Genomic DNA, 23,341 nt, shown 5'->3' with positions numbered 1-23,341 from the left:
TCCGTACCCGTGGGGGGTCCTCCGTCATGTCCTTCAGCGCGCCCGGCTCACCGCCCCCGCCGCCTCCGTCCGGACCGCCGTCCGCCGGTCCGCCGCCGTACGGAACACCGCCGTACGGAACACCGCCGTACGAGGCCGCGCCGCATGTGGCCGCGCCGTACGGGACCGCTCCGTACGGGGCCGCGCCGCAGCCCGCGTACCCGGCCGCGCCCTACGGGTACCCCGTACCGCCGCCGGCCGCCGCGGGGCCGCGCTCCCCGCGGGGGCTCGCGGTCGCCGTGTCGGTGCTGCTCGGCGTGGCGGCCCTGGCCGCCCTGCTGGGAGCCGCGGCCGACCTGTACACGTGGTCGCTGATGCAGGACGTGCGGGCCGACCCCCTCAAGGTGGAGCAGAGCACCCTGGAGGGCGCCGACACGCTGACCGCCCTCGCCGGCGGGTTCGCGAGCCTGGTGCTGCTCGCCACGGCGGTCCTCTTCGTCATCTGGTTCCACCGGGTGCGGGTCAACGGCGGGATCCTCAACCCCGGTGCGTTCACGCAGTCGAGCGGCTGGGCCATCGGTGCCTGGTTCATTCCGGTCGGCCACCTCTTCCTCCCCTACCGGGTCGCCTCCCAGACCTGGGCGGCGAGCGTCCAGCTCGGCCCCGACGGCTCGTTCCGGCGGTACTCGACGCTCCCGCTGACCTCCTGGTGGACGCTCTGGGTGCTCTCGGGGGTGCTCGACACGGTCGGCACCGCCCTGGGCCGGCGGGCCGAGACGCCGGAGGCGCTGAGCACCGTGTCCGCCCTCTCCGCGTTCGCCGGCCTGACGACGGTCGCGGCGGGCGTGCTGGCCATCGTCTTCGTGCTGAAGCTGACCGCCCTGCAGAGCGTCAAGGCGGCCCAGGGACCGTACGCCGCCGTCTGACCCGGCGCGGACGGGTTCAGCTCCGTCCGGGCGCTTCCCGCGGCGGGACGGTGAACTCGCACCACACCGACTTCCCGCCGCCCCGGGGCTCCACGCCCCAGCCGTCCGCGAGCCGGTCCACCAGCAGCAGGCCGCGGCCCGACACCGCCCAGTCGTCGGCCTCGCGGGGGCGCGGCAGGGCGCTGCTCAGGTCCTCGACCTCGACCCGGATGCGGCCCTCCGCGGTCAGCCGCAGGTTCAGCGTGCCGCCGCCGTCGGTGTGCACGAGCGCGTTGGCCATCAGCTCGTCCGCCGCCAGCTCGATCTCGTCGGCCCGCTCCCGGGCGCCCCAGGCCGCCACCGCCGCCCGGATCAGGTGCCGGGCCGTGGCCGGGCCGTCGCGGTCCCCGGGCGTGAGGCGCTGGCTGAGCGGGCCGCCGCCGCGCGGGGCGGGGGCGCCGCGGCGGCGCAGCACGAGCAGGGCCATGTCGTCCCCGCCGCCCGCGTCCCCGACGAGGCCGCACAGCACGTCGGCGAGTTCCTCGACGTCGGCCGGGCCCGCGCGGGCGGCGTCCAGGAGTTCCCGCATACCGCTCTCCCCGTCCCCGCCCGGCCGTTCGATGAGGCCGTCCGTGCAGAGCAGCAGCGTGTCCCCGGGGTGCAGTTCCAGGCTGGTGACGGGATAGCCGGAGCCGGTCCCCGCATGTTCGCGGGCGGGCAGTCCGAGCGGGAGGCCGCCCGCCACCTGGAGGCGGTGGCAGCTGCCGTCGCCGCGCCGTACGACGGGGTCGAGGTGTCCGGCCCGGACCAGGTGCAGCGCCCCGGTGGTCAGGTCCACCTCGGCGTAGGTGCAGGTGGCGAAGCGTTCGGTGGCCAGGTCGCGCAGGAAGGCGGAGGCCCGGGCCATCACCGTGCCGGGCGTGTGGCCCTCCAGGACGTAGGCGCGCAGGACGATCCGCAGCTGGCCCATGACGGCCGCCGCGTCCGTGTCGTGTCCCTGGACGTCCCCGATCATCACCCCGACCCTGCCTTCGGCGAGGGGGATGACGTCGTACCAGTCGCCGCCGATGTCCCGGCCCATCCGGGCCGCCCGGTACCGTACGGCGATCCTGGCGCCGGGCACCTCCGGGATCCGGCGCGGCAGCATGGCCCGCTGGAGGCCCTCGGCGAGGTCGTGCTCCTGCTCGAAGAGGATCGCCCGCTGGAGGCTCTGCGCGATGCCGCTGCCCAGGGCGACGAGGAGGTTGCGCTCCTCGTCCGTGAAGTCGCCCTCCCGGGTGTACAGCAGGCCGAGGGCGCCGACGGGCCGGCCCTGGGCGATCAGCGGCAGGTACACGCCGCTGCGTACGTCGAGCGGCTCGATGTAGGGCCACAGCTCCGGGTAGCGCTGCCGGAAGCGCTCGCGCGAGGTGATGAACACCGGCTGCAGGCCGCGTACGGCCTCGCTCATCGGGAACCGCGCGTCGATCCGCGTGTACTCGATCTCGGGCACGTACGAGCCCAGCTGCCCTTCCGCCACCAGGTGGATGCGGGCGCCGTCGACCACGCCGAGCATGACGCTGACCGCGCCGAGGTGGCCGAGGGCCTCGGGGTCCTTGAGGACGTCGGTCACGTCGTGGACGGTGCGGGCGTGGGCGAGGATCGCGGTGGTCCGCTCGACGACCCCGGTCATCCGGCGGCGGCCCTCGTCCCGTTCCCCGGTGGCGCCCGGCTCGCTCGGGTCCTCGGCGGCGTCGCGGAGGATGCCGATGACCCGGTACGGGCGGCCGCCCTCCGGGTCCCGCACGATGCTCCCCTGCACGTGGGTCCAGGCGGTGCCGCCGTCGCGGCGGACGCTGCGGAAGTAGGCCCCGTAGTGGCTGCGGCCGTCCTTGAAGGCCCGTTGGACGCGCCGTTCCAGCCGGGGCCGCTCGCTCGGCAGCACCCGGGCGAGCAGCCCTTCGTACGTGCCGTCGAACTCCTCGGGGCGCAGGTCGAGCACGTCGAGCGCGGTGGCGTCCAGGTGCATCCGCTCGCTGTCGAGATCCCAGTCGAAGGTGCCCATGCGGTTGAGCGCGAGGCTCAGGTCGGGCCGCGCGGGCCAGTCGACATCGGGGGTGTGTCCCCGGTGGTCCATGCAGCCAGGGTCTCACCGTTGCCCGGCGTCCGGCGCGCGGTGGCGCCCGGCCGGCTCCGCCCGGATCGGCGCGGGCAGCATCACCGCAGGTCAGAGGGGTCTTAAGGGGAATGACAACGGTCCCCGTTGCAGCCTTTGCCGATCGCGGCGCGGTGCGCTTCACTTCACGCGTCGGAACCGAACAAACGGGGGATGCCATGACCGGGCACGACCAGGCGGACGCACACGTGCACGAGGAGGGCCCCGCGGGTCACGGCCACGGGGCCCACGGCCACACCGGGCACAGCCACGGTGTCGACCCGGACGCCGACCGCCGCTGGCTTGGCATCGCCCTCGCGCTGATCGGCGGTTTCATGGCCGTCGAGGTGGTCATCGGCGTCCTCGCCCAGTCGCTGGCCCTGATCTCCGACGCCGCGCACATGCTGACCGACGCCGTCTCGATCGTCCTCGCGCTGATCGCGATGCGGCTGGCGGCCCGGCCGGCGCGCGGCGGGTTCACGTACGGCCTCAAGCGCGCCGAGATCCTCTCCGCCCAGGCCAACGGGCTCACCCTGCTGCTGCTGGCGGTCTGGCTGGCGTACGAGGCGGTGCGGCGGCTGATCGATCCGCCCGACGTCGAGGGCGGGCTGGTGCTGGTGACGGCGCTGGCCGGGATCGTGGTGAACGTGGCGGCGGCCTGGTGCATCTCGCGGGCGAACCGGTCCTCGCTGGCCGTGGAGGGCGCCTACCAGCACATCCTGAACGACCTGTTCGCCTTCATCGGGACGGCGGTCGCCGGTCTGATCGTGCTGACCACCGGTTTCGCGCGGGCCGACGCGATCGCCACGCTGGTGGTGGTGGTCCTGATGGTGAAGGCGGGCTACGGGCTGGTGCGCGAATCGGGCCGGATCTTCCTGGAGGCGGCCCCGGCGCACCTGGACCCGGACGCCGTCGGTGACCGGCTGGTCGGGCAGCCGCCGGTGACCGAGGTGCACGACCTGCACATCTGGACGATCACCTCGGGGCAGGCGGCCCTGTCGGCGCACGTGCTGGTGGAGCCGGCGGGCGACTGCCACGCGGTGCGCCGGGACCTGGAGGCGCTGCTGGCGAAGGAGTACGGGATCACCCACACCACCCTTCAGGTGGACCACCGGCAGGAGGGCCTGCTGTGGGTGGGCCGGGCGGGCGAGGAGCCGGACGCGGGGGACGCGCACTGCGCGGACTCCCACGGGCCGGTCCACCGGGAGGGCCCGCACCCGCACTGAGCGCCGGGCCGGCGGGGCATACATGGACCCATGACGGAGCCGAAGAGGCACAAACGCAGCGCCGGCCTGCTGCTGTTCCGCCGCACCGGCGGCGCGCCCGGCCCGGGCGGCGAGGTCGAGGTGCTGCTCGGGCACATGGGCGGCCCCCTGTGGGCGCGCAAGGACGCGGGCGGCTGGGCGATCCCCAAGGGCGAGTACGGACCGGACGAGACACCCCGGGACGCCGCCCGCCGGGAGTTCACGGAGGAGCTCGGGCTGCCGCCGCCGGAGGGCGCGTACCTGCCGCTGGGCGAGGTGCGGCTGACCAGCGGGAAGCTGGTGACCGTCTGGGCGGTGGAGGCGGACCTCGATCCGGCCCTGGTGGTGCCCGGGACGTTCACGATGGAGTGGCCCCCGCACTCGGGGCGCGAACAGGAGTTCCCGGAGCTGGACCGGGTGGCCTGGTTCGCACCACCGCTGGCCCGAACCAAGCTGATTCCGGGCCAAATCCCGTTCCTGGAGCGGCTGTTGGGGCTGCTGGAGGGTTGACCCGACCTTTACTTGCCAACAAACCCCACCTGCATGGACATTGCACATATGACGAGCGTCGTGCTGGTGGGAACCCTGGACACCAAGGGTGTCGAGTACGGCTGGCTGCGCGAGAGGCTGCTGCGCGCCGGCGTCGAGGTGGTACTGGTCGATACGGGGATCATGGGAGAGCCCCGTGGGACCGCCGACGTCCCGCGCGCGGCGGTGGCGCGGGCGGCGGGCACGGAACTGGAGCGGTTACGGGCGGCCGCCGACCGGGGCGCGGCCGTGACGACGATGGCCCGGGGCGCCGAGGCGACCCTCTTGCGGCTGCACGCCGAGGGCCGGCTGCACGGGGTGCTCGCGATCGGGGGCAGCGGGGGCACCTCGATCGCGACCCGGGCCATGCGGGCGCTGCCGCTCGGCGTGCCGAAGGTGATGGTCTCCTCGATGGCGTCCGGGGACGTGGCCCCGTACGTCGGATCGGCGGACATCACGATGATGTACAGCGTCGTGGACATCGCCGGGATCAACAGCGTCTCGGCCCCGGTCCTGGCGAACGCCGTGGAAGCCGTCGCCGCAATGGCCAAGGCGTTCCAGCGCGCCTCCCTGGAACTGCGCCGCCCGGCCCGGCTGGGGGCGGGCCCCCGGCCGCTGGTCGCGGCGAGCATGGCGGGCGTGACCACCATCGGCGTGGACGCGGCCCGGGAGCGGCTGACCGCACTCGGCTACGAGGTCCTGGTCTTCCACTCCAGCGGCACCGGCGGGCGCACCCTGGAGACCCTGGCCGGGCAGGGGATCTTCGCGGGGGTGCTGGACCTGACCCTCAGCGAGGTCGCCGACGACCTGTGCGGCGGCATCCTCACGGCCGGTCCCGACCGGCTCAGCGCGGCCGGGCGGGCCGGGATACCGCAGGTGGTGAGCCTGGGGGCGCTGGACATGGTCAAGTTCGGGCCGCTGGAGAGCCTGCCCGAACGGGCCCGCTACCGCCGGGTCCGCATCCACAACCCGTCGATCACGGTGATCCGTACGACGGAGAGCGAATGCGCGGAACTCGGCCGCCGGGTCGCCGCGAAGCTCCGCGCGGCCACCGGCCCGACGGCGGTGTGCCTGCCCCTGCGGGGACTGTCCACGCTCGGCGCGCCGGGGGGCCCGTACCACGACCCCGGCGCGGACCGGGCGCTGTTCACGGCGCTGCGCGAGGGGCTGCGCGGCAGCGCCGCCCGCCTCTACGACTACGACACCCACATCAACGACCCGGCCTTCGGACGGGCGGCGGCCGACCGGCTGCACGCCATGATCGGGGCGGTTTCCGCGGCGGCCTGACCCCGGCCGGAACCCGTGTACCGGACACCCGGCGGGTGGGGAACCGGCCGTGGCGCGAACGTGTCCTCGGAAGTGGCCGGTCGGGGGACGACCGGCGGCCGCTTCGGGGGCCGGTGACGCCACGGACGGGGGCGGACGATGGGGAACGGCTGGACGGTGCCCGGCTACCGCGAGGTGCGGGAGCTCGGCGCGGGCGGCAGCGGCCGGGTCGTGCTCGCGGTGCACGCGGCCACCGGCACGGCGGTCGCGGTGAAGTACCTGTCCGAACGGCTGCGCCGGGACCCGGCCTTCGTGCGGGAGTTCCGGGCGGAGGCGCGGCTGCTGGGCGGCCTCGGTTCCCCGTACGTGGTGGGCCTGTACGAGTACGTGGAGGCGCCGGGCGGCGCCGCGATCGTGATGGAGCTGGTCGACGGGATCTCCCTGCGCGCGCTCCTGCGGGAGTCGGGGCGTGCGGAGCCGGAAGCGGCCCTGGTGGTGCTGAAGGGCTCCCTGCTCGGGCTGGCCGCGGCGCACCGGGCGGGCGTCGTGCACCGGGACTACAAGCCGGAGAACGTACTGGTCGCCCCGGACGGTTCCTCCAAGCTCGTCGACTTCGGGATCGCGGCGGGCCGCGGCACCACCCCCGGCGTGGCGGGCACTCCCGCCTACATGGCGCCCGAGCAGTGGCAGGGGGAGCCCGCCTCCCCGGCCGCCGACGTGTACGCGGCCACCGCGACCTTCTTCGAGTGCCTGACCGGGCGCAAGCCGTACGACGGGGAGAACTTCGGGGAGCTGGCCGTCCAGCACATCGAGGCGCCGGTCCCGGAGACCGAGGCCCCCGAGCCGGTGCGGCCGCTGATCCGGCGGGGCCTGGCCAAGCGGCCCGAGCAGCGGCCGGAGAACGCCGAGGCCTTCGTGGCGGAGCTGGAGGCGCTGGCGGCGGCCGCGTACGGGCCCGGGTGGGAGGAGCGCGGGCGGCGCGGGCTGGCCGCGCTGGCGGCGCTGCTGCCGCTGCTGTTCCCCTCGGCGGGCGCGGCACCGGCGGGCACCACGGCCGTGGCGACGACCACCCTCGGGCGGGGCGCCGGCTGGGCCCCGGGCCGCGCGGGGTGGCTGGCGGCCGGGCTGGCCCTGGTGCTGGGCGCGGTGCTGGTGCTGACCACGGACGCCGTCGGGGGCACCCCTTCCGGCGCCTCGGCGCTCAGCGCGTTCGCCACCACCAGCGCGGCCCCGCCGGGGTCGGTGCCGCCCGCGCCGGGGCCCTCGGCGTCCGCCCCGGCCGCCGCCTCCCCCAGCGCTTCCCCGAGCCCCTCGGCCCCGGCCTCGCCGAGCCCTTCCGGCTCCCCGTCGCCGACACCCTCCCACCCGCCCGGCCCGAGCCCCTCGCCGGCCCCGACGGGGAAGCCGTCCGTGTCCTGGTCCCCGACGCCCACGCCCACCCCCACCCTGCGGGTGACGGGCGTGGAGGTCTCCCTCAGGCCCGGGGTCTACCGGGGCGAGGCCACCGTCTCGGTCACCGCCACGGGCAGCGGCCCGGTCACCGTGGTGCTGGCCTGGTACCTGGGCTCCGCGCAGGGGGCCTACACGGTGCCCGACGGCACCGAGACCGTCGTCGTCCAGGCCGGGTCGCCCTCCCCGGTCGTCCGCACCCACACCTTCGCGCGCGGCCACGGCTGTTACGGAGGCGTCCGCGTCACCACCGGGCCGGCCGCCGCGACCGGTGCGGCCGCCGCCTCGGAGCGGCTGGCGCGCTGTCAGGACCAGGGCCCGGAGGTCCCGCGATGAGCGAGCCCCGCACCCCGCCGCCCGCGTCCGGCGGTGACGACGGGTACAGCGCCACCGTCCTCGGCAGCCACTGGTTCACCGGACCGCCGTCGCCCGAGGACGCCGCCCCGGACCGGGTCGAGGGATCCGTGCTGCGGTTCGGGCCCGGGGTCACGGCGGCGCTCCCGGCCCCGTTCCCGGTGGCGCCCGTCCCGGTCCGGCCCCGGCGGCGGGCGGGGGGCCTGGGCCGCTACGCCCTCGCGGCAGGGGTGCTCGCGCTGGTGCTGGCGTGGCTGGGCTGGCAGCGGTTCGGGCCGGCGGTCGTCGTCCGGGACGTGGCGGTCACCACCGACCCGGCGGGTCCCGGGTGCGACGCGGCCGCCGATGTGGTGGCCGTCGTACACACGAACGGGCGGCCCGGGACCCTGGCCTACCGCTGGGTCCGCAGCGACGGCACGCGGTCGGACGAGCTGACCGAGCGGGTGCCGAGCGGGCGCGAGGAGGCCACGCTGTACCTGCTGTGGACCTTCCGGGGGACGGGCAGCTACCCGGCGCGCGCCGAGCTCCAGCTGATCTCCCCGGAGGTACGGTCCGGCGCGGCGGAGTTCACGTACCGCTGCCTGCCGTAGCGGCGGGGACCGGGCCGCGGCTCGTCCTTTCGGCCGGGGCGGACGTGGCCGTCCGGCCGAAGCGGCGGCGCCCGGTCCGCTGGTTGACTCGTGGACGTAGACGAGGGCGTGCAGGACGCCCTCAGGCACCCCTGCGTGCCACGTTCCAGCCGGCGACACCCCTATCGGAACGTGGCCGTCCCGCACGGATGCCGAGTCCGCGCGGGAGGCCCGCAGCCGCTTTGGGGAGTGGCTGCGGGCCGTTCCGCGTGACCGTCCCCCGCCGCAACCGGGGGACGGGGTTCAGAAGCGGGCGTGGGCGTTGATGTCCGCCTGGAACGCGCCCGTCATCGCCGGGGTCACCGTCGGCCGACACTGGGCGACGGCCGCCAGGTAGTCCGCCGTACCCGCCCCGAGCTGCGCCGCCGCCGCGCCTCGCGCACCCACCGCCTCCAGGTCCCGTTCGAAGGACACCTGCGCCGCGATCCGCGCCGCGTGCTCGATGTCGGCCGGGGTGAACAGCTCGGTCGCCGCCACCAGCGCCGCCACGTCGACGTCGGAGCGGCCCGCCGTGTACCGGGACCAGATCGCGGAGCGCGCCCCGGCGTCGGGGGTGCCGATCGGGATCAGGTAGTCGAAGCGGCCGGGCCGCAGGAAGGCCGGGTCCAGGGAGCGGATGGAGTTGGTCGCGCAGACCAGCAGCCGTTCACCGCCCTCGCGGAAGCCCGGTATCAGCTTGAGCAGCTCGTTCGTCACCCCGTGGATGCCGCCGGGCTGCGCGGGCTCGGTGCGTACGGGGGCGATCTCCTCGACCTCGTCGATGAAGACGAGCACCCGTTCCAGCTCGGCGATCCGGGCGAAGGCGTCGCGCAGCGCGGCGGCCAGGTTCCCCTCGTCGGCGAGCCGGGACGGCAGCAGTTCCACGAACGGCCAGCCCAGCCGGGAGGCGATGGCCCGGGCGAAGGTGGTCTTGCCGGTGCCGGGCGGCCCGAAGAGGGTGATGGCGCGCGGCGGCCGCACCCCGTGCGCGGCGGCCCGTTCCGGCTCGGCGAGCGGGAGGACCACGCGGCGCTCGATGAGGTCCTTCTCGTGTTCCATGCCGGCGACCTTGTCCCACAGGTCGCTCGGGAGGAACCGGCCGCCCAGGTCGTCGAGGAGACCGGCGGCGGGGCCGTGCAGCGGCTCGGTCTTCTCGAAGTAGGCGACGGCGGGCTGGCGCGTGTACCCGGCGTTGAGGAGGCCCTCGCCGAGCAGGTCCTCCTCGGGCAGGACGTACGCGATCCGGCCGACGCGGGCCGCGATCAGCCGCCGCTCCAGTTCCACGAGGAGGGCGCTGGCCAGGCCCCGGCCGCGCCATCCGGCGGCGATCGCGATGCGCATCACCCAGGCCCGCTCCCCCGTCACACTGGCGAGGGCCGCGCCGATCGGGACGCCCTGGTGGACGGCGACCACGCAGGGCTGCCGGTCGGTGAGGGCGCCGATGCACTCGGCGAGGGAGAAGACCGACTCCTGGCCGAGTTCCGCCGTGGTGTCAATGAGGTGGACCACCGCTGCGAGATCGCTCTCGCGGTAGTCGTGGATCAGCCAGTTCACCGGGTACCGCCCCTCGTTCGTGCTCCTGCGGCGAGGCTAGGTGCGGACGGCCCCGGCGATCACGCTCCGCGGTGCACAACAGCCGGTCCGGAAACCCACCGCCGCGGCCATAGACTCGGCGCGCGGGCGGCCGGCTCCGGGGCGGGGCCGAGCGGGTCCGGGCGGCGGGCGGCGGGCGGCTGCGGCGGGCGGCGGGCGGCGGGCGGCGGCCTGTGCGGGATTCACAGCCGATTCATACGGATTACCGGGCTCCGGACACAGTTTCGCTGGGCAGGCTCGACGCATGATCCAACGCATCCTCCTCCGACAGGCCGGCCGCCCCCGCGCCCGGCGGGCGTCCCGGATCCTGCTCGCCGTGGCCGCGATGGCCGCCCTGGTGAGCGTGGACATGCCCGACGCCGCGGCCGTGCCCCCGCTCGGCGTCACCGCCACCGCCCAGGACGACGCGACGGTGGCCCGGGTGGGTGCGCTGTTCGCGGGCGACCTGGACGGCGGGCACTTCTGCACCGCCGCCGTGGTCCACAGCGCCGACCGCGACGTGATCGCCACGGCCGCGCACTGCCTCGACAACCCGGACACCACCGTGTTCGCGCCCGGCTACCGGGACGGCAAGGCCCCGTACGGGGTGTGGCGGCTGACGGGGGTGAACGTGGCCCCGGACTGGACGGACGCGAAGGACCCGGACGACGACATCGCCTTCGCGACGCTCGCCCCGGTGGACGGGGTCGAGATAGAGGACGTCGTCGGCGGGTTCCCGGTGGCCACCGAGCAGCCCGACGACGTGACGGTGACCGTCCTCGGCTACCCCAGCACCCTGGACGCCCCGCTGCGCTGCGCCAACGCCACGAGCCTGTTCTCGCCGACACAGCGCCGCATCGACTGCCCCGACCTCAGCGGCGGCACCAGCGGCAGCCCGTGGCTTGCCGACGGCGCGCTGGCCGGGGTCCTCGGCGGCTACGAGGACGGCGGCACGGTCCCGGAGGTCTCGTACAGCGCGGTGATGGGCGACCAGGCCCTGGAGCTCTACCGCGAGGCGGCGGTCCCGGCCGGCTGAGCGGCGGCGGGGGCCGCCGCGGCCTCCCCGTCGGCGGGGGCCGTCATGCGGACCGGCGGGCGCGGAGGCGACGGAACAGGACCGCGCCCAGACCGCCCGCGGCGACCAGGAGCAGCGCGTATTCCGGCAGCGGGCCGAAGCGGGTGGCCGGGGTCTGCGTGGAGCGCAGCGGAATCTTCTCGACCAGCGCGTCGGCGGTGAACATCTCCGTCCGGGAGACGACCGAGCCGTCGGGGCGGATGACGGCGCTGACCCCGCTGGTGACGGGGACGAGCACGGTGCGGCTGTGCTCGACCGCGCGGATCCGGTCCATGGCGAGCTGCTGGTAGGTCATCTCGGTCCGGCCGAAGGTGGCGTTGTTGCTGGGGACCGCGATGACCTGGGCGCCGGCCTGGACGGTGGAGCGGACGGCGTCGTCGAAGGCGGCCTCGTAGCAGGTGACCATGCCGACCCCGCTGCCCGCCATGTCGAAGACGCCGGGGTCCTTGCCGGGGCCGAAGTCGCGCTGGACCCGGTCCACGTCGGAGCTGAAGAGGCGGACGAGGGAACGCATCGGGATCCGCTCGCCGAAGGGCTGGATCTTGCGCTTGTCGTAGGTGTCGACGGGGCCCTTCACCGGGTCCCACAAGATCATCGTGTTGCGCAGCGGCCCGGTCTCCGGGGCGAGTACGGAGCCGATCGCGACGGGCACGCCGATCGCCTTGACGGCCCGGTCGATGACGGCGTGGGCGTCGGGCTGCGTATAGGGGTCGATGTCGGAGGAGTTCTCCGGCCATACGACGAAGTCGGGCCGCGGGGCCCGGCCGGCCTTGACGTCGGCGGCGAGCTGGAGGGTGCGGTTCGCGTGGTTGTCCAGGACCTGGCGGCGCTGGGCGTTGAAGTCGAAGCCGGCGCGGGGCACGTTGCCCTGGATCACGGCGGCGACGGCGGTCCCGTCCTCGGCGGCGTCGGAGACCAGCGACCGGGCGGCCAGCGCCGCGCCGACGGGGGCGGCGACGGCGAGGGCGGCCAGCGCGGCGGTGGTGCGGGCCGGGTGGGCGCGGGCGATGCGGGCGGCCTCGTACAGCCCGAATCCGCACAGGGCGACGGCGAAGGAGAGCAGCGGGGTGCCGCCGAGGGCGGCGAGCGGGAGGAAGACGCCCTCGGCCTGCCCGTAGGCGAGCTTGCCCCAGGAGAAGCCGCCGAAGGGGGCCCGGGCGCGCAGGGCCTCGCCCGCGATCCAGACCGCGGCGGCCCACAGCGGCCATCCGGGGAGGCGGCTGACGAGGACGACGCCGAGGCAGGTCAGGCCGATCAGGAGGGCTTCGAGGGTGACGAGGGCGAGCCAGGGCACCGGGCCGACGCCCTCGCTGGTCCAGACGAGCAGCGGCAGCAGGTAGCCGAGGCCGAAGAGGAAGCCGAGGCCGAAGCCCGCGCGGGCGCGGCGGCCGCGCAGGCAGCCGGCGAGGAGGGCCAGCGCGAAGGGGGCCAGCCACCACAGGGAGCGGGGCGGGAAGCTGGCGTAGAGCAGCACTCCTGCGCCGACGGCGAGTGCGGGCCGCGCCAGCCGGGCGGCCATCCGCGCCGCCGGCGTCCTCGGCGTCCGCTCACCGGGCTCCGGGGCGGCCCCGGCCGCGCCGGGACGGGTCTCGGACGGTCCGGCGGGCTGCGGCGGCTCGCTCTCGGCGGCGCGGGTGACACTGCTGCTCATCTGGCGGAGTGTACGGCCCCGCACCCCAAGGGCCGGTAAGGAGCTAGCCGCCGGGCCCGGCCGGCTTGGCGGGGCTGGGTTCGGCCTGGCCCGCGCCCATGAGGGAGTGGCCGGGTGCCAGGGCCCCGGCGATGCGGCCGGCGATGGTCTGCGCCGTGTTGTACGCGGGCGCGCCGGGTCCCACGGTCGTGGTGACCGCCACCGCGAGCCGCTCGGACGGGAGGTAGGCCTGGATGGCCGCGTATCCCGCGAAGGACGGGTTCGACTGGATCCAGCCGTTCTGGACGATCACGCCGTACCCGAAGTGCCGTACCGGGAGCTGCCGGAAGCAGTCCTTGGGCGGGCAGCCGGGCGTGTTGCCGCCGAGGCCGACGGTTCCCGGGTCGAGCTGGGTCTTGAAGGCCTGGGCCGTGAGGAGCGCGCCCGTCCCGACCACCTCGGCGGAGCGGGCCAGATCGCAGATGTGGGAGTTCAGGACCGCGCCGGGGGCGGTGGTCCAGGAGGGGTTCCAGTAGGTGCCCTCCTCGTACTTCCCGCGCTCCGCGTCGTAGGAGTGCAGGACGGGCTCCTCGATCTCGGGGGTCGCGCCGTTGCGGGTGTTGTCCAGCCCGGCCGGACCCATGACCTGCTGCTCCAGCACGGTGGCCAGGGGGAGGCCGGTGATCTTCTCCAGGACCTGCCCGAGGAGCACGAAGTTCGCGTGGGAGTAGCTCCAGCTCGTGCCCGGCTCGTACAGGAGGGGGTGGGCGGCGGAGATCGCCACGAGCTCGTCGGGCGTCCACTGGCGGAAGGGGTCGGCGTACAGGGCGGCGACGAATGCGGGGTCGGGCACGTAGTCGCGCAGGCCCGAGGTGCTGGCGCCCAGCATGCGCAGGGTGATCCGGTCGGCGTGCGGGGCGTCGGGAAGCCAGCGCGAGATCGGCTCGTCGAGGCCGGCCTTGCCGTCCGCGACGAGCCGGAGGGCGGCGATGCCCATGTAGACGATGGCCACCGAACCGACTCGGAAGTGCATGTCCGCCGTGGCCGGGACGCCGGACATCGACTCGCCCAGGGCGGCCGTGACGACCTCCCGGCCGTCGCGCGTGACCCGCAGCACGACGGACTTGAGATCGAGCTCCTTTTGCGTGGTCTTCGCGATGTCCAGGATCCGCTTGGCGTCGCCGCCCGTCGGCGCGGGGGAGGCGGCGCAGGACGCGGGCGCGGTCTCCCGCGCTCCGGTGGCGGCCCAGCCGTCGCCGGCCGGCAGGGCCGTGCCCACCAGCGCGGCGGCGCACAGCAGCACCAGCCGGGCGCGGCCCCGGTGCGCGGTCATGGCTCGGGCAGGCCGGCCGGGCCTGCCGCACGGGTTGCGAGGACCATGACGCTCTCCTGCCGTGACGAGCCCCTGTCCCCCGCCGGGGGCGAGGGACGACGGATCGCGCACGCCCCGGCACGAGCCGTCGCGGCCACGGGGCGGGACCTGGTCCTTCGATGAAACGCCGACGGCGGGGAATGGGCCAGTCGGGGGGCTTTCGCGGAAGGGGCCGCTAGCGGGCGAGGGCGCGCAGGTGGGTACGGATCACGCGGACGGCGTTCTCGGCGTCGTCGACGGTGACCGTGAACAGCTTCCCGTCCCCGAGCCGCAGCTCGACGCCCTCGCCGCGCCGGACGATGATCGCGGTCCCCTTGTCGGGCCGCCAGCGGTAGCCCCACCCGCCCCACTGCTGCGGGGTGATGCGGGGCCGGAACTCGGCGGCGGTGACCTCGGAGAGCCGGATCGTGCGGCGCGGCAGCCCGATGTGCCCGCAGCGCACGTCGAACCGCTCGGCGTCGACGCTGACCTCCACGTGCACGAAGGCGAGGGTGCCGTAGAGGATGAGCAGCCCGGCGGCGAGGCAGCCGATCACGGACATGAGCAGCGCCACCATGCCGGAGGTCCACGCGCTGTCGACGGCGAGCTCGACGCCGAGCGCGAGACAGGCGGCGCCGGCCGCGGCCAGCAGCCACTGCACCCGGTTGGAGGCCCGGCCCGTCCAGAGCGGACCCGGAGGGTGAACCGTCATGTCCAGCAGCGTACCCACGTCCCGCTCCCCCGCCACCCCCTCTCCACCACTCGGCGCACACCCCGGCGGGGGACGGGGAGGGCGCGCGGCCCCCGGCCCCGCCCTTCCGGCGCCGCCCGGTGTGCGGCAGGCTCGGCGGTGTGGTGGGTGGAATGTGGTCGGGCGGGAGGGGATCGCGTGGCGGGTGGGGACGGCTCGACGGGGCGGCTGGACCGGGCCGTGGGAGCGGTGCTGGGGTCGGCGGTGGGGGACGCGCTCGGGGCGCCGTACGAGTTCGGGCCGGCGGGGCAACTGAGCGCGCGGGGTCAGGAGATGTGTGGGGGCGGGGGCTGGGACCCGGGCGAGGCGACCGACGACACGCAGATGGCGGTCCTCGTCGGGGAGTCCCTCCTCGCCCACGGCGGGCTCGATCTGCCCGACCTGTTCCGGCGGTTCCGGGAGTGGGCGGCCTGGGAGCCCAAGGACATCGGCCTCCAGACCGAGGACGTCCTGACGAACGGGGAGCCCTGGGACCTGGCCGCGGCCCTGCACTTCCAGGTCAACGCGCGGGCGGCGGGCAACGGTTCCCTGATGCGGGCCGCGACCTCGGCCGTCTGGTTCGCCCCCGAGGGCCGGAGCGCCACCATGGACGCCGCCCGGCGGATCGCGGCGCTCACGCACGGCGACCGGGCCGCCTGGGAGGGCACCGCGGTGCTCCACGAACTCGTACGGGTGGCTCTGGAGGGGGGCGATCCGCTCGCGGCGCTGCCCTCGGTGCTGGACGCGGTGCACCCCGGCCACCGCGAGCGGTACGCGCGCGTGCTCGACCCGGGCTGGCACCCCGGGCCGGCCACCGAGTTCAACGGGGCCGTGTGGCCGTGCCTCGGCTCGGCGGTGTGGGCGCTGCGGACGACCTCCGGCTTCGCGCGGGCCGTACGGGCCGCCGTGGACCTGGGCGGCGACACCGACACGGTCGCGGCGGTGACGGGGACGCTGGCCGGCGCGGTGTACGGGGCCGGTGCGGTCCCGGAGGCCTGGACGGCCCCGCTCCACGTCCCGCTGCCCGGCCCGCCGCCCGCCGACGGCCGCCGCGCGCCCACCCGTCTCCTGGACGCCTCCGCCCTGCGTGCCCTGGCCCACCGCTTGGCGGCGCCCCGCTGAGTCAGCCGCAGCCGCAGCCGCCACAGCCCCCGCAGCCGGAGCCGCAGCCGCCGTCCCCGCCGCAGCCGCCCCCCGCTGCGGCGCCGGTGCCCGTGCCGGTCGCGGCCGCGGCGCCGCGGGTGGACGCCGAGCGCGGCGGCGGGTCGTACAGCGGGAAGCGCACCCGGCGCCGCTCCATCGTCTCCCGGTAGGAGACGCCGGCCGGGACCCACTGGTCCAGCCCCGCCCGCAGCCTCGGCAGCAGCGGGGCCGCCGCGACGGAGGCGGAGATGCCGGTCCCGCCGTGGACGGCGTACTCGACGACGATCTCGGCGCCCTCGTGGAGCGGACCGTAGAGCACCGCCTCGAAGGGCTCGGCCCGCGCGTCGATGTCGTGCAGTCCGCGCGGGTACCGCCCGTCCGCCGCCCGGGCCAGCTGCCGTACGGACTCCCGCGTGTCCCCGCCGCGCGGGCGGTACGCGATCAGCGGCGTCCCGACCGGGCTGTCGGCGTCCGGGTAGAGCCAGAAGTGCCCGGACGGCGCCACCCGTACGCCCACCACCAGCACGGGCTGAGGCGCGCCGTGCAGCCGCCGCGCGGCCAGGTCGGCCGTCCAGCCCCGGCCCAGCAGGGTGGTGCCGACGACGAGCAGCGGCAACGCGACCCGCTGCTGGCCGATGGCGTCGTACGGGGCTCCGTCGCCGAGGTCGCCGAGGATCCCGTCGAGCAGGATGCCCGCGGCGACGAGGCAGAGGAAGCCGCCGCACAGCATCGGCAGGTTGCCGCGCCGGTCGTGCCCGAGGGGCAGCCGCTGCGGCAGCGGGTGGCGGGCCGGTCCGGCCGCGGCGCGGGCGAGCCGGGCCTGCCGGCGCCGGGCCCGCAGCCGCAGGAGCGCCCCGGCCAGCGCCCACAGCGACACGGCGCACACCAGGACCAGCCCGCACCGCCCGGCCGCGTCGGAGCCGGGGGCCCCCGGCCAGGCGACGGCCGACGCCACGGCGAGCAGCGCGGCGGACACGACGGCGGCGGCCGGCAGGAACCGGTACCAGAGCGGCAGCGCCACCAGCAGCACCGCACCGGCGTAGGCGGCCCAGGCGGTACCGACGGCCGGGTCGGAGCCCTCGTTCCACAGCAGCAGCACGAGGGAGAGGGCCACGAGGGCGCCGAGCGCCCGGCTCCCCGCGACGGGGGCGAAGACAGCGGGCGCCCGGGCCGCCCGCCATCGTCCGGCCGCCTCAACTCCCCAGGCACCGATGCCACTTGCCGGTGCCGCCCCCGTGGGCAGGTGCTTGGCGTAGGCAATCACGGGCCCAGTATGCGAGCCTCCGGGGCTCCTGGGAACAGCCTTTCGGACACCACCGAGCCCGCCCGGCCCGCGCCCGCGCCGCTCAGCGCGCGGACGCGTGCCCGGTCACTGCGTGGTGAGCCACATGTGCAGGCGAACGACCGTGCCCGTCGCGGGCGTTGAGCGGATCTCCACCAGGTCGCACAGCTGGTGGACCAGCCACAGGCCGCGGCCGCCGTACTGGTCGTGGGCGGGCCGGATCCTGCCCGCGAGGGGGTCCTCGATGTGACCGGCGTCGCGGAACTCGCAGACGAAGGCGGCGTCCTGGGTCCACGTCCGCAGGGTTCCGCGACCGCCGCCGTGGCGGATGCTGTTGGAGGCGATCTCGGTGACCGCGAGGAGGAGTTCGCTCAGCCGGTTCTCCGGCATGTGGGCCTCGCCCGCGCAGGTGGCGATCTTCTCGCGCACGGCCGTCAGCTGGCCGCGGGTGTACGCCAGCTCGTCCAGGGGGTCGCAGGGAGTGTCGAGTTCCTCGAAGGCGTACGGGGCGTCCCGGTCATAGTCGCCGCTCGCCGAGGCGGCGCCGTCGCGGCGGATGAAGGGGTGGCAGCGGGCCATGACGGGCAGCGCGCCCTGCCCGTCGCCGGCGGTGTCGTACGGGCAGAGCAGGTACCAGGCGGCGCTCCGCGCGAAGGCCAGGTTGAGGAGCCATTCGTGGTAGCGCAGCTCGGCCGCCTCGGAGGGCGTACGCACCTGGCGCCAGGCGGACTCGCCGATGCCGCGCAGCGGCCGTCCTTCGGCGGCGTACCGGGCGATCTCGTCCTGCCACATGGCCAGCAGCCTGCCGGGGTTGCGGCCGGGGACGGCCGCGCCGAGGAACGTGACCGCCTTGGAGTCGGGGAGTTCGGCGCGCAGCAGGGCCTCGCGGTCGCCGGGCACGGAGATGATCACTGCCTCGCGCGCCTCCTGGGCCTCCCCGATGAAGTCGAGGGCACCGCTGAGGAACTGGTCGTCGCCGACGTAGGGGTAGAGCTCGTGGCGGAAGCCGTTCTCCGGTTGCGTGGTGGTGCTCACGCGATCACCTCCACCGGGATGTCGGGCACGGCGTAGCCGGAGAGCTCCCAGGACAGCTTGACGATGCGGTTGGCGCCTTCGATGACCACGGAGTGCCCCGGCAGGTGGGTCGCGGCCTCGACGAGGGCGCGCATGCCGGCGGCGTCCATGAGCTCGACCTCGTCGAACCGGAGCCGGATGGCGGGGGTGCGCCGGAGAACGGCCCGCAGCACGGTGCCGAAGGCCTGGGCCCCGTCCGAATCGATCACCCCTGACACTTTCCAGTCCTCGTTCGTCGATCTGTATATGTGGAACGCGGGCAGTTCAGGTCGGGTGCCCAGGGTGTGCGGGTGTACGCACATGACCTGCTCCAGGTCGGCCGCGTTCCACCGGCCGGGCAGGTAGGCGCAGAGCACGGTGGCGCCGCTGAGGGCCGCCGTCTCGTCGAGCGCCAGCTCGTCCTCCATGAGCCCGGAGAAGGCCTCCGGCCCGGGCTCGCGGCATGCCAGCACCCGGGTCGAGGGAAAACCGGCGCTCTTGGCCCGTCGCACCTCGTGGTCCACGGTGAGGGCGAGAGAGCCGGCGCTCTCGCAGGCGTCGATCATCACGGCGGACGCGGGGACCGAGCGCAGTCGTCCCACCGCGGTCAGGGACGACGGGGTACCGACCACCACGAGCCTGTCGCCGAACAGGACACCGTCCGCGACGAACGTTTCCAGGCCGCCGGCGAGGCCACGCTCGTCGCCGACCCGCCAGCAGACGTGGTCGCCCGGCGCCACCCCGTCCAGTGCCGCCAGGGCTTTCGCTGCCCTCACTTCCACTCCTCGCCGCCACACCTGCCCGTGATCTGCTCAAGTCCTCCAAGTCTAGAACGCTCGCAGGGCTGCCCGCGGGGTCCACCGCAGTGCGCTGCCGGGGCGTGGGCCTGGCCTCAGCCCGCTACCGGGACGCCCTGCTCGTGGCCCGCGAGGAGCCTGCCCTCGGCGTAGTCCAGGGCGGCCCGCGACAGCGTGGCCGGGCGGCCGCTGTGCAGGACGGTCAGGCCGCCGGTGCGCGGCAGGTCCGGCGCGGGTTCGGCTCCGATGCGCCGCAGGGCCTGGACGGCGACGGCCACGGCGGAGCCGTGGTACGTCAGGGCGGCGCCCCCGGTACGGGCGGCCAGCGCGGCCCGGATCGGTCCCTCGACCAGCTCGTAGTGGGTGCAGCCGAGCACCACGTCCGTGACGTCGGCCGGGGTGAGCTCGGCCGCGGCGGCGACGGCGCGTACGACGGCGGCCCCGTCGGCCGCCTCGACGGCGTCGGCGAGACCGGGGCAGGGCACCTCGGTGACCGGCACCCCGGCGGCGAAGTCGCGGATCAGCCCGCGCTGGTAGGGGCTGCCGGTGGTGGCGGGGGTGGCCCAGATCGCGACGCGGCCGCCGGCGGCCGCGGCCGGCTTGATCGCGGGCACCGTGCCGATGACCGGAATGCCGGGCTCCAGCTCGGCGCGGAGGGTGTCCAGGGAGTGCACGGAGGCGGTGTTGCAGGCCACGATCATCGCGTCCGGACGCAGGGCCGCGGCGGCCCGCGCGACGGCGCGGGCCCGCTCGGTCAGGTCGGCCGGCGTGCGCGGCCCCCAGGGCATCCCGTCGGGGTCCGAGGACAGCAGCAGATCGGCGTCGGGCCGCAGCCGGCGCGTGGCGGCGGCCGCAGCGAGGAGGCCGATTCCGGAGTCCATCAGGGCGATCTTCACCTGGTCACCTTAATCGACGGGCCGCCCCTCCCCCGGCCGCGCACGCCCCCGCGTCCCCGGCTCGGCCCACCCCCATCCCCCGCCGCGGACCCCGCCACCATCCGCCCCCGGCCCGGGGGACGCCGTGCCGTCGCGGTACGCGACACGGGGCGCGGGGTTCGGCACACTGCGGGCATGGGCCTCCTCCTCGCCGCCTACGCCTCCCTCGCCGCCTGGCTCTGGCTGACCCTCGCCCAGGGCATGTTCTGGCGCACCGACGTCCGGCTCCCCCCGCGCACCGCCCCGGCCCGCTGGCCCTCCGTCGCCATCGTCGTCCCGGCGCGGGACGAGGCCGGGGTGCTCCCCCGCAGCCTCCCCTCGCTCCTCGCGCAGGACTACCCCGGCGAGGCCGAGATCGTCCTCGTCGACGACGGCAGCACCGACGGCACCGCCGCCCTCGCCGCCCGGCTGGCCGCCGAGCAGCCGGGCCTGCCGCTGACCGTGCTCTCGCCGGGGGACCCGCCGCCCGGGTGGACGGGCAAGCTGTGGGCCCTGCGGCACGGCATCGCCCACGTCCGCGCCGGCCGCTCCCGGACCCGCGTCAACGGGAGCGCCGGTCACGGTGAGGCCGCCGGTCCGGAGTTCCTGCTGCTCACCGACGCCGACATCGCGCACGAGCCCGACAGCCTGCGCGAGCTGGTGGCCGCCGCGACCAGCGCCGACCTCGACCTCGTCTCCCAGATGGCCCGGCTGCGCGTCGTCAGCCCCTGGGAGCGGCTCGTCGTACCGGCCTTCGTGTACTTCTTCGCGCAGCTGTACCCCTTCCGCCGGATCAACCGGCCGGGCGCCCGGACCGCCGCGGCCGCCGGCGGCTGCGTGCTGCTGCGGACCGGGGCCGCCGTCCGGGCCGGGGTGCCCGACTCGATCCGGCAGGCCGTCATCGACGACGTCTCCCTCGCCCGCGCGGTGCAGCGCTCCGGCGGGCGGATCTGGCTCGGGCTGGCGGAGCGGGTGGACAGCGTGCGCCCGTACCCGGCGCTCGGGGACCTGTGGCGGATGGTGTCGCGCAGCGCGTACGCCCAACTGCGCCACCGGCCGCTGCTGCTGGCCGGGACGGTCGCGGGGCTGGTCCTCGTCTACCTGGTGCCGCCGGCCGCGCTCTGCGCGGGGCTCGCGGCCGGGCGCCCGGCGGTGGCCTGGGCCGGGGGGCTGGCCTGGCTGCTGATGGCCGGCACGTACCTGCCGATGGTGCGCTACCACCGCCAGCCGGCGGTGCTCGCCGCGCTGCTCCCGTTCACGGCCCTGCTGTACCTGCTGATGACCGTGGACTCCGCCGTCCAGCATTACCGGGGGCGTGGCGCCGCGTGGAAGGGGCGCACCTACGCCCGCCCGACGGACGCCTGAAACGGCCGCGCGCCGGGCCCCGCATCCGGCCGCGCACCGGCTGAGGGGGCGTCAGCCGGGGTCACGCGTCGTGACCCTGTGTCAGCGTCAGATAGGTGCAACACCCAACCGCTGAGGACGAGTAGGAACAACCCGGGGCGCAAGTGGCGAATCGCGCAGGTGAACGTCAAGTGAAAGCTGTGGCCCTGACCTGGGAATATGCAGGTCAGGGCGGTGTTGACGGCACCTCGCTATGGACCCCGTGAAGTCGTGGGCTTAACTTAGGTCCCATGACCTCCCCCCGCTCCACTTATGGCGGCGGTTACTACTCCGCGCCTTCCTTCCCGGACACCCCCATCTACGACTCCCTCGTCGCCGAACGCGGTACTCCGCAGATCGCCCCCATCCGCGTTCCGGCCGCCTACGAGTCCCCCGGTGCCGGTTATGCGAGCGGTGGGTACCTGCCGGCCCTCCCGTCCGCGCTGCCCGCCCTGCCGGCCGCGCCCGCCATGCCGCAGCAGCAGGGCGGCCCGGGGTACGGGTACGCCTACCCGCAGCAGGCGGCGCCCCAGCAGCAGCCGATGCAGATGCAGATGCCGGTGCCGCTCCAGGCCGCGCCCGCCCCCTACATTCCGCAGCAGCAGCCGATGGCGGCCCGCGGCTATGTTCCGCAGCCCCCGCCGCAGCAGCAGCCCCGGCCCGTCGCGGCCGGCACGGGGTACGAGGCCATGCGCCCGGCGGCCCCGCGGCCGGTGCCGACGCCCGCGCAGGGGCCCTCGTACGAGGACCCGTACGGCCGTCCGTACCAGGGTCGCGGCTACTGACGGGCCCCCGGCCCCGGTGCCCTCGGCGAAACGGACTGGGGATCCGGCGCGGGCGGCTGGCACCATGGGGTCCATGCCGAACCTGTACGTCCAGTCGCTCCACGTCCATCCCGTCAAGTCGCTGACGGGCACCGCTCCCGACCAGGCGGCCGTGGAGCCCTGGGGGCTGGCCGGCGACCGCCGGTGGGCGGTGGTCGACGAGGCGGGCGCGGTCATCACCCAACGCCAGCAGGCGCGGCTGGCGTTGGCCTCGGCGCGTCCGCTCGACGGCGGGCGCGTCCTGCTGTCCGGGCCGGGCATGGCGGAGCTGGCCGTGGCGGTGCCGGAACCGGGCCCGCTGGAGCCGGTCGTCCTGTTCGGCAAGAAGATCGACACGGTCGTCGCGGGACGCGCGGCCGCCGACTGGTTCAGCACCTACCTGGGGCAGCCCGCGCGCCTGGTCCACCTCGACGATCCGGCCGTACGCCGGCCCGTGGACCCCGACTACGCGCTGCCCGGCGAGACGGTCAGCCTCGCGGACGCCTATCCACTGCTGCTGACCACCACCGCCTCGCTGGACGCCCTGAACGCGCTGATCGCCCAGGGCGACCACCCGCACGAGGGGCCGCTGCCCATGAACCGCTTCCGCCCGAGCCTGGTGGTCGGCGGACCGGCGGCGGCCTGGGCCGAGGACGGCTGGCGGCGCATCGCGGTCGGAGACGCGGTCTTCCGGGGCGCGCGCGAGTGCGGGCGCTGCATCGTGACCACCACCGACCAGACGACGGCCGAGCGCGGCCGGGAGCCGCTGAAGACCCTGGCCGCGCACCGGCGGATCGGCAAGTCGCTGGCCTTCGGGCGGCAGCTGGTGCCGGTCGTCCTCGGCACGGTGCGGGTGGGCGACGAGGTGCGCGTCCTGGAGTGAGCGCGGGCGGCCCGCGCCGCGGCGACCGGACGGCCGCGCACGCCACTGACCACGGCGGGCGGAACGGAGGTGGAACAACACCTTCGAGGGGCTCCGGGCGTCCACCGGAACCATTGGGCGGCGCGGGGCCGTTGGAACAGGCGGATGCGTGCACACCCACCGCGACCGTGAGCACCGGATCGGGTGACACTCGTCCCGCATGTCCCGGAATGCGCGTGCGCCGGACATGCGGAAGGCTGGAGCGGGCAGACCGACAAG

General features: G+C 75.6%; 20 protein-coding genes. 11 read left to right on the top strand and 9 right to left on the bottom strand.

Features of this window, described 5'->3' with window-relative positions; all coding sequences use genetic code 11:
* Positions 1-26: 26 nt before the first annotated feature.
* Complete coding sequence (locus tag ACZ6ZT_RS04490) at positions 27-905, top strand: DUF4328 domain-containing protein (RefSeq protein ID WP_469715438.1); 879 nt, start codon at positions 27-29, stop codon at positions 903-905.
* A 16-nt stretch (positions 906-921) separates the two neighbouring features.
* Here ACZ6ZT_RS04490 and ACZ6ZT_RS04485 read toward each other — a convergent pair whose 3' ends face one another.
* Positions 922-3,000: a SpoIIE family protein phosphatase gene (locus ACZ6ZT_RS04485; RefSeq protein ID WP_469715437.1), complete on the bottom strand. Its 2,079-nt coding sequence runs from the start codon at positions 2,998-3,000 to the stop codon at positions 922-924.
* A 197-nt stretch (positions 3,001-3,197) separates the two neighbouring features.
* Here ACZ6ZT_RS04485 and ACZ6ZT_RS04480 point away from each other — a divergent pair, with 197 nt between their 5' ends.
* The 5 genes from ACZ6ZT_RS04480 (at position 3,198) to ACZ6ZT_RS04460 (ending at position 8,449) form a co-directional block, all read left to right on the top strand.
* Positions 3,198-4,244, top strand: coding sequence for a cation diffusion facilitator family transporter (locus ACZ6ZT_RS04480; protein WP_469715436.1), 1,047 nt, complete (start codon positions 3,198-3,200; stop codon positions 4,242-4,244).
* A gap of 30 nt (positions 4,245-4,274) precedes the next feature.
* Entirely contained in the window at positions 4,275-4,772 is a 498-nt protein-coding gene (locus ACZ6ZT_RS04475; RefSeq protein ID WP_469715434.1) for an NUDIX hydrolase, read from the top strand.
* Positions 4,773-4,820: 48 nt separating this feature from the next.
* The gene (locus tag ACZ6ZT_RS04470; protein WP_469715432.1) at positions 4,821-6,077 is read left to right on the top strand and encodes a Tm-1-like ATP-binding domain-containing protein; all 1,257 of its coding nucleotides are present in this window, start codon (positions 4,821-4,823) and stop codon (positions 6,075-6,077) included.
* Positions 6,078-6,215: 138 nt separating this feature from the next.
* A complete protein-coding gene (locus tag ACZ6ZT_RS04465; RefSeq protein ID WP_469715431.1) occupies positions 6,216-7,841 on the top strand; it encodes a serine/threonine-protein kinase in 1,626 nt (541 codons plus the stop codon).
* Positions 7,838-8,449 (top strand): hypothetical protein, encoded by a 612-nt coding sequence (locus ACZ6ZT_RS04460; RefSeq protein ID WP_469715430.1) that lies wholly within the window; start codon positions 7,838-7,840, stop codon positions 8,447-8,449. The genes ACZ6ZT_RS04465 and ACZ6ZT_RS04460 overlap by 4 nt, the downstream gene beginning before the upstream one ends.
* A gap of 282 nt (positions 8,450-8,731) precedes the next feature.
* Here ACZ6ZT_RS04460 and ACZ6ZT_RS04455 read toward each other — a convergent pair whose 3' ends face one another.
* Entirely contained in the window at positions 8,732-10,021 is a 1,290-nt protein-coding gene (locus ACZ6ZT_RS04455; protein WP_469715428.1) for an ATP-binding protein, read from the bottom strand.
* A 283-nt stretch (positions 10,022-10,304) separates the two neighbouring features.
* Between ACZ6ZT_RS04455 and ACZ6ZT_RS04450 the strand changes: the two genes are divergently transcribed.
* Positions 10,305-11,075, top strand: a complete 771-nt coding sequence (locus tag ACZ6ZT_RS04450) for a trypsin-like serine peptidase (protein ID WP_469715426.1) — start codon at positions 10,305-10,307, stop codon at positions 11,073-11,075.
* 43 nt (positions 11,076-11,118) lie between these two features.
* Here the strand turns inward: ACZ6ZT_RS04450 and lnt are convergent, their stop codons facing one another.
* The 3 genes from lnt to ACZ6ZT_RS04435 form a co-directional block, all read right to left on the bottom strand.
* Positions 11,119-12,765, bottom strand: coding sequence for an apolipoprotein N-acyltransferase (gene lnt / locus ACZ6ZT_RS04445; RefSeq protein WP_469715424.1), 1,647 nt, complete (start codon positions 12,763-12,765; stop codon positions 11,119-11,121).
* Positions 12,766-12,808: 43 nt separating this feature from the next.
* Positions 12,809-14,077 carry a serine hydrolase domain-containing protein gene (locus tag ACZ6ZT_RS04440; RefSeq protein ID WP_469715423.1) on the bottom strand — a complete coding sequence of 423 codons (1,269 nt, stop codon included), beginning with the start codon at positions 14,075-14,077 and terminating at the stop codon, positions 12,809-12,811.
* 214 nt (positions 14,078-14,291) lie between these two features.
* Positions 14,292-14,807 carry a hypothetical protein gene (locus tag ACZ6ZT_RS04435; RefSeq protein WP_469715421.1) on the bottom strand — a complete coding sequence of 172 codons (516 nt, stop codon included), beginning with the start codon at positions 14,805-14,807 and terminating at the stop codon, positions 14,292-14,294.
* Positions 14,808-14,984: 177 nt separating this feature from the next.
* Here ACZ6ZT_RS04435 and ACZ6ZT_RS04430 point away from each other — a divergent pair, with 177 nt between their 5' ends.
* Positions 14,985-15,947, top strand: coding sequence for an ADP-ribosylglycohydrolase family protein (locus ACZ6ZT_RS04430; RefSeq protein WP_469715420.1), 963 nt, complete (start codon positions 14,985-14,987; stop codon positions 15,945-15,947).
* Between the two features lies 1 nt (position 15,948).
* Here ACZ6ZT_RS04430 and ACZ6ZT_RS04425 read toward each other — a convergent pair whose 3' ends face one another.
* From ACZ6ZT_RS04425 to ACZ6ZT_RS04410, 4 genes are all read right to left on the bottom strand, one after another.
* Positions 15,949-17,232, bottom strand: coding sequence for a hypothetical protein (locus ACZ6ZT_RS04425; RefSeq protein WP_469715419.1), 1,284 nt, complete (start codon positions 17,230-17,232; stop codon positions 15,949-15,951).
* A gap of 105 nt (positions 17,233-17,337) precedes the next feature.
* Positions 17,338-18,285 carry an anti-sigma factor RsbA family regulatory protein gene (locus ACZ6ZT_RS04420; protein WP_469715418.1) on the bottom strand — a complete coding sequence of 316 codons (948 nt, stop codon included), beginning with the start codon at positions 18,283-18,285 and terminating at the stop codon, positions 17,338-17,340.
* Positions 18,282-19,079, bottom strand: coding sequence for an MEDS domain-containing protein (locus tag ACZ6ZT_RS04415; protein WP_469715416.1), 798 nt, complete (start codon positions 19,077-19,079; stop codon positions 18,282-18,284). The genes ACZ6ZT_RS04420 and ACZ6ZT_RS04415 overlap by 4 nt, the downstream gene beginning before the upstream one ends.
* A 116-nt stretch (positions 19,080-19,195) precedes the next feature.
* Positions 19,196-19,996 carry a glutamate racemase gene (locus ACZ6ZT_RS04410; RefSeq protein WP_469715414.1) on the bottom strand — a complete coding sequence of 267 codons (801 nt, stop codon included), beginning with the start codon at positions 19,994-19,996 and terminating at the stop codon, positions 19,196-19,198.
* A 174-nt stretch (positions 19,997-20,170) separates the two neighbouring features.
* Here ACZ6ZT_RS04410 and ACZ6ZT_RS04405 point away from each other — a divergent pair, with 174 nt between their 5' ends.
* The 3 genes from ACZ6ZT_RS04405 (at position 20,171) to ACZ6ZT_RS04395 (ending at position 23,083) form a co-directional block, all read left to right on the top strand.
* Entirely contained in the window at positions 20,171-21,379 is a 1,209-nt protein-coding gene (locus ACZ6ZT_RS04405) for a glycosyltransferase (RefSeq protein WP_469715413.1), read from the top strand.
* Between the two features lie 269 nt (positions 21,380-21,648).
* Positions 21,649-22,182 (top strand): DUF6643 family protein, encoded by a 534-nt coding sequence (locus ACZ6ZT_RS04400; protein ID WP_469715412.1) that lies wholly within the window; start codon positions 21,649-21,651, stop codon positions 22,180-22,182.
* Between the two features lie 73 nt (positions 22,183-22,255).
* Complete coding sequence (locus ACZ6ZT_RS04395) at positions 22,256-23,083, top strand: MOSC domain-containing protein (RefSeq protein ID WP_469715410.1); 828 nt, start codon at positions 22,256-22,258, stop codon at positions 23,081-23,083.
* The last annotated feature ends 258 nt before the right edge of the window (positions 23,084-23,341 follow it).

The sequence above is a fragment of the Streptomyces sp. NPDC102258 genome, assembly GCF_055584685.1.
Note: the sequence above shows the minus strand (reverse complement) of the source record. Positions and strands in the feature narration are given on the sequence as shown.

Bases quoted from the DNA above. Each gene is read 5' to 3' on its own strand.
- ACZ6ZT_RS04490 (WP_469715438.1), top strand. From the start codon at position 27: ATGTCCTTCAGCGCGCCCGGCTCACCGCCCCCGCCGCCTCCGTCCGGA.
- ACZ6ZT_RS04475 (WP_469715434.1), top strand. From the start codon at position 4,275: ATGACGGAGCCGAAGAGGCACAAACGCAGCGCCGGCCTGCTGCTGTTC.
- ACZ6ZT_RS04435 (WP_469715421.1), bottom strand. From the start codon at position 14,807: ATGACGGTTCACCCTCCGGGTCCGCTCTGGACGGGCCGGGCCTCCAAC.
- ACZ6ZT_RS04485 (WP_469715437.1), bottom strand. From the start codon at position 3,000: ATGGACCACCGGGGACACACCCCCGATGTCGACTGGCCCGCGCGGCCC.
- lnt (WP_469715424.1), bottom strand. From the start codon at position 12,765: ATGAGCAGCAGTGTCACCCGCGCCGCCGAGAGCGAGCCGCCGCAGCCC.
- ACZ6ZT_RS04460 (WP_469715430.1), top strand. From the start codon at position 7,838: ATGAGCGAGCCCCGCACCCCGCCGCCCGCGTCCGGCGGTGACGACGGG.
- ACZ6ZT_RS04450 (WP_469715426.1), top strand. From the start codon at position 10,305: ATGATCCAACGCATCCTCCTCCGACAGGCCGGCCGCCCCCGCGCCCGG.
- ACZ6ZT_RS04400 (WP_469715412.1), top strand. From the start codon at position 21,649: ATGACCTCCCCCCGCTCCACTTATGGCGGCGGTTACTACTCCGCGCCT.
- ACZ6ZT_RS04465 (WP_469715431.1), top strand. From the start codon at position 6,216: ATGGGGAACGGCTGGACGGTGCCCGGCTACCGCGAGGTGCGGGAGCTC.
- ACZ6ZT_RS04395 (WP_469715410.1), top strand. From the start codon at position 22,256: ATGCCGAACCTGTACGTCCAGTCGCTCCACGTCCATCCCGTCAAGTCG.
- ACZ6ZT_RS04440 (WP_469715423.1), bottom strand. From the start codon at position 14,077: ATGACCGCGCACCGGGGCCGCGCCCGGCTGGTGCTGCTGTGCGCCGCC.
- ACZ6ZT_RS04405 (WP_469715413.1), top strand. From the start codon at position 20,171: ATGGGCCTCCTCCTCGCCGCCTACGCCTCCCTCGCCGCCTGGCTCTGG.
- ACZ6ZT_RS04470 (WP_469715432.1), top strand. From the start codon at position 4,821: ATGACGAGCGTCGTGCTGGTGGGAACCCTGGACACCAAGGGTGTCGAG.
- ACZ6ZT_RS04480 (WP_469715436.1), top strand. From the start codon at position 3,198: ATGACCGGGCACGACCAGGCGGACGCACACGTGCACGAGGAGGGCCCC.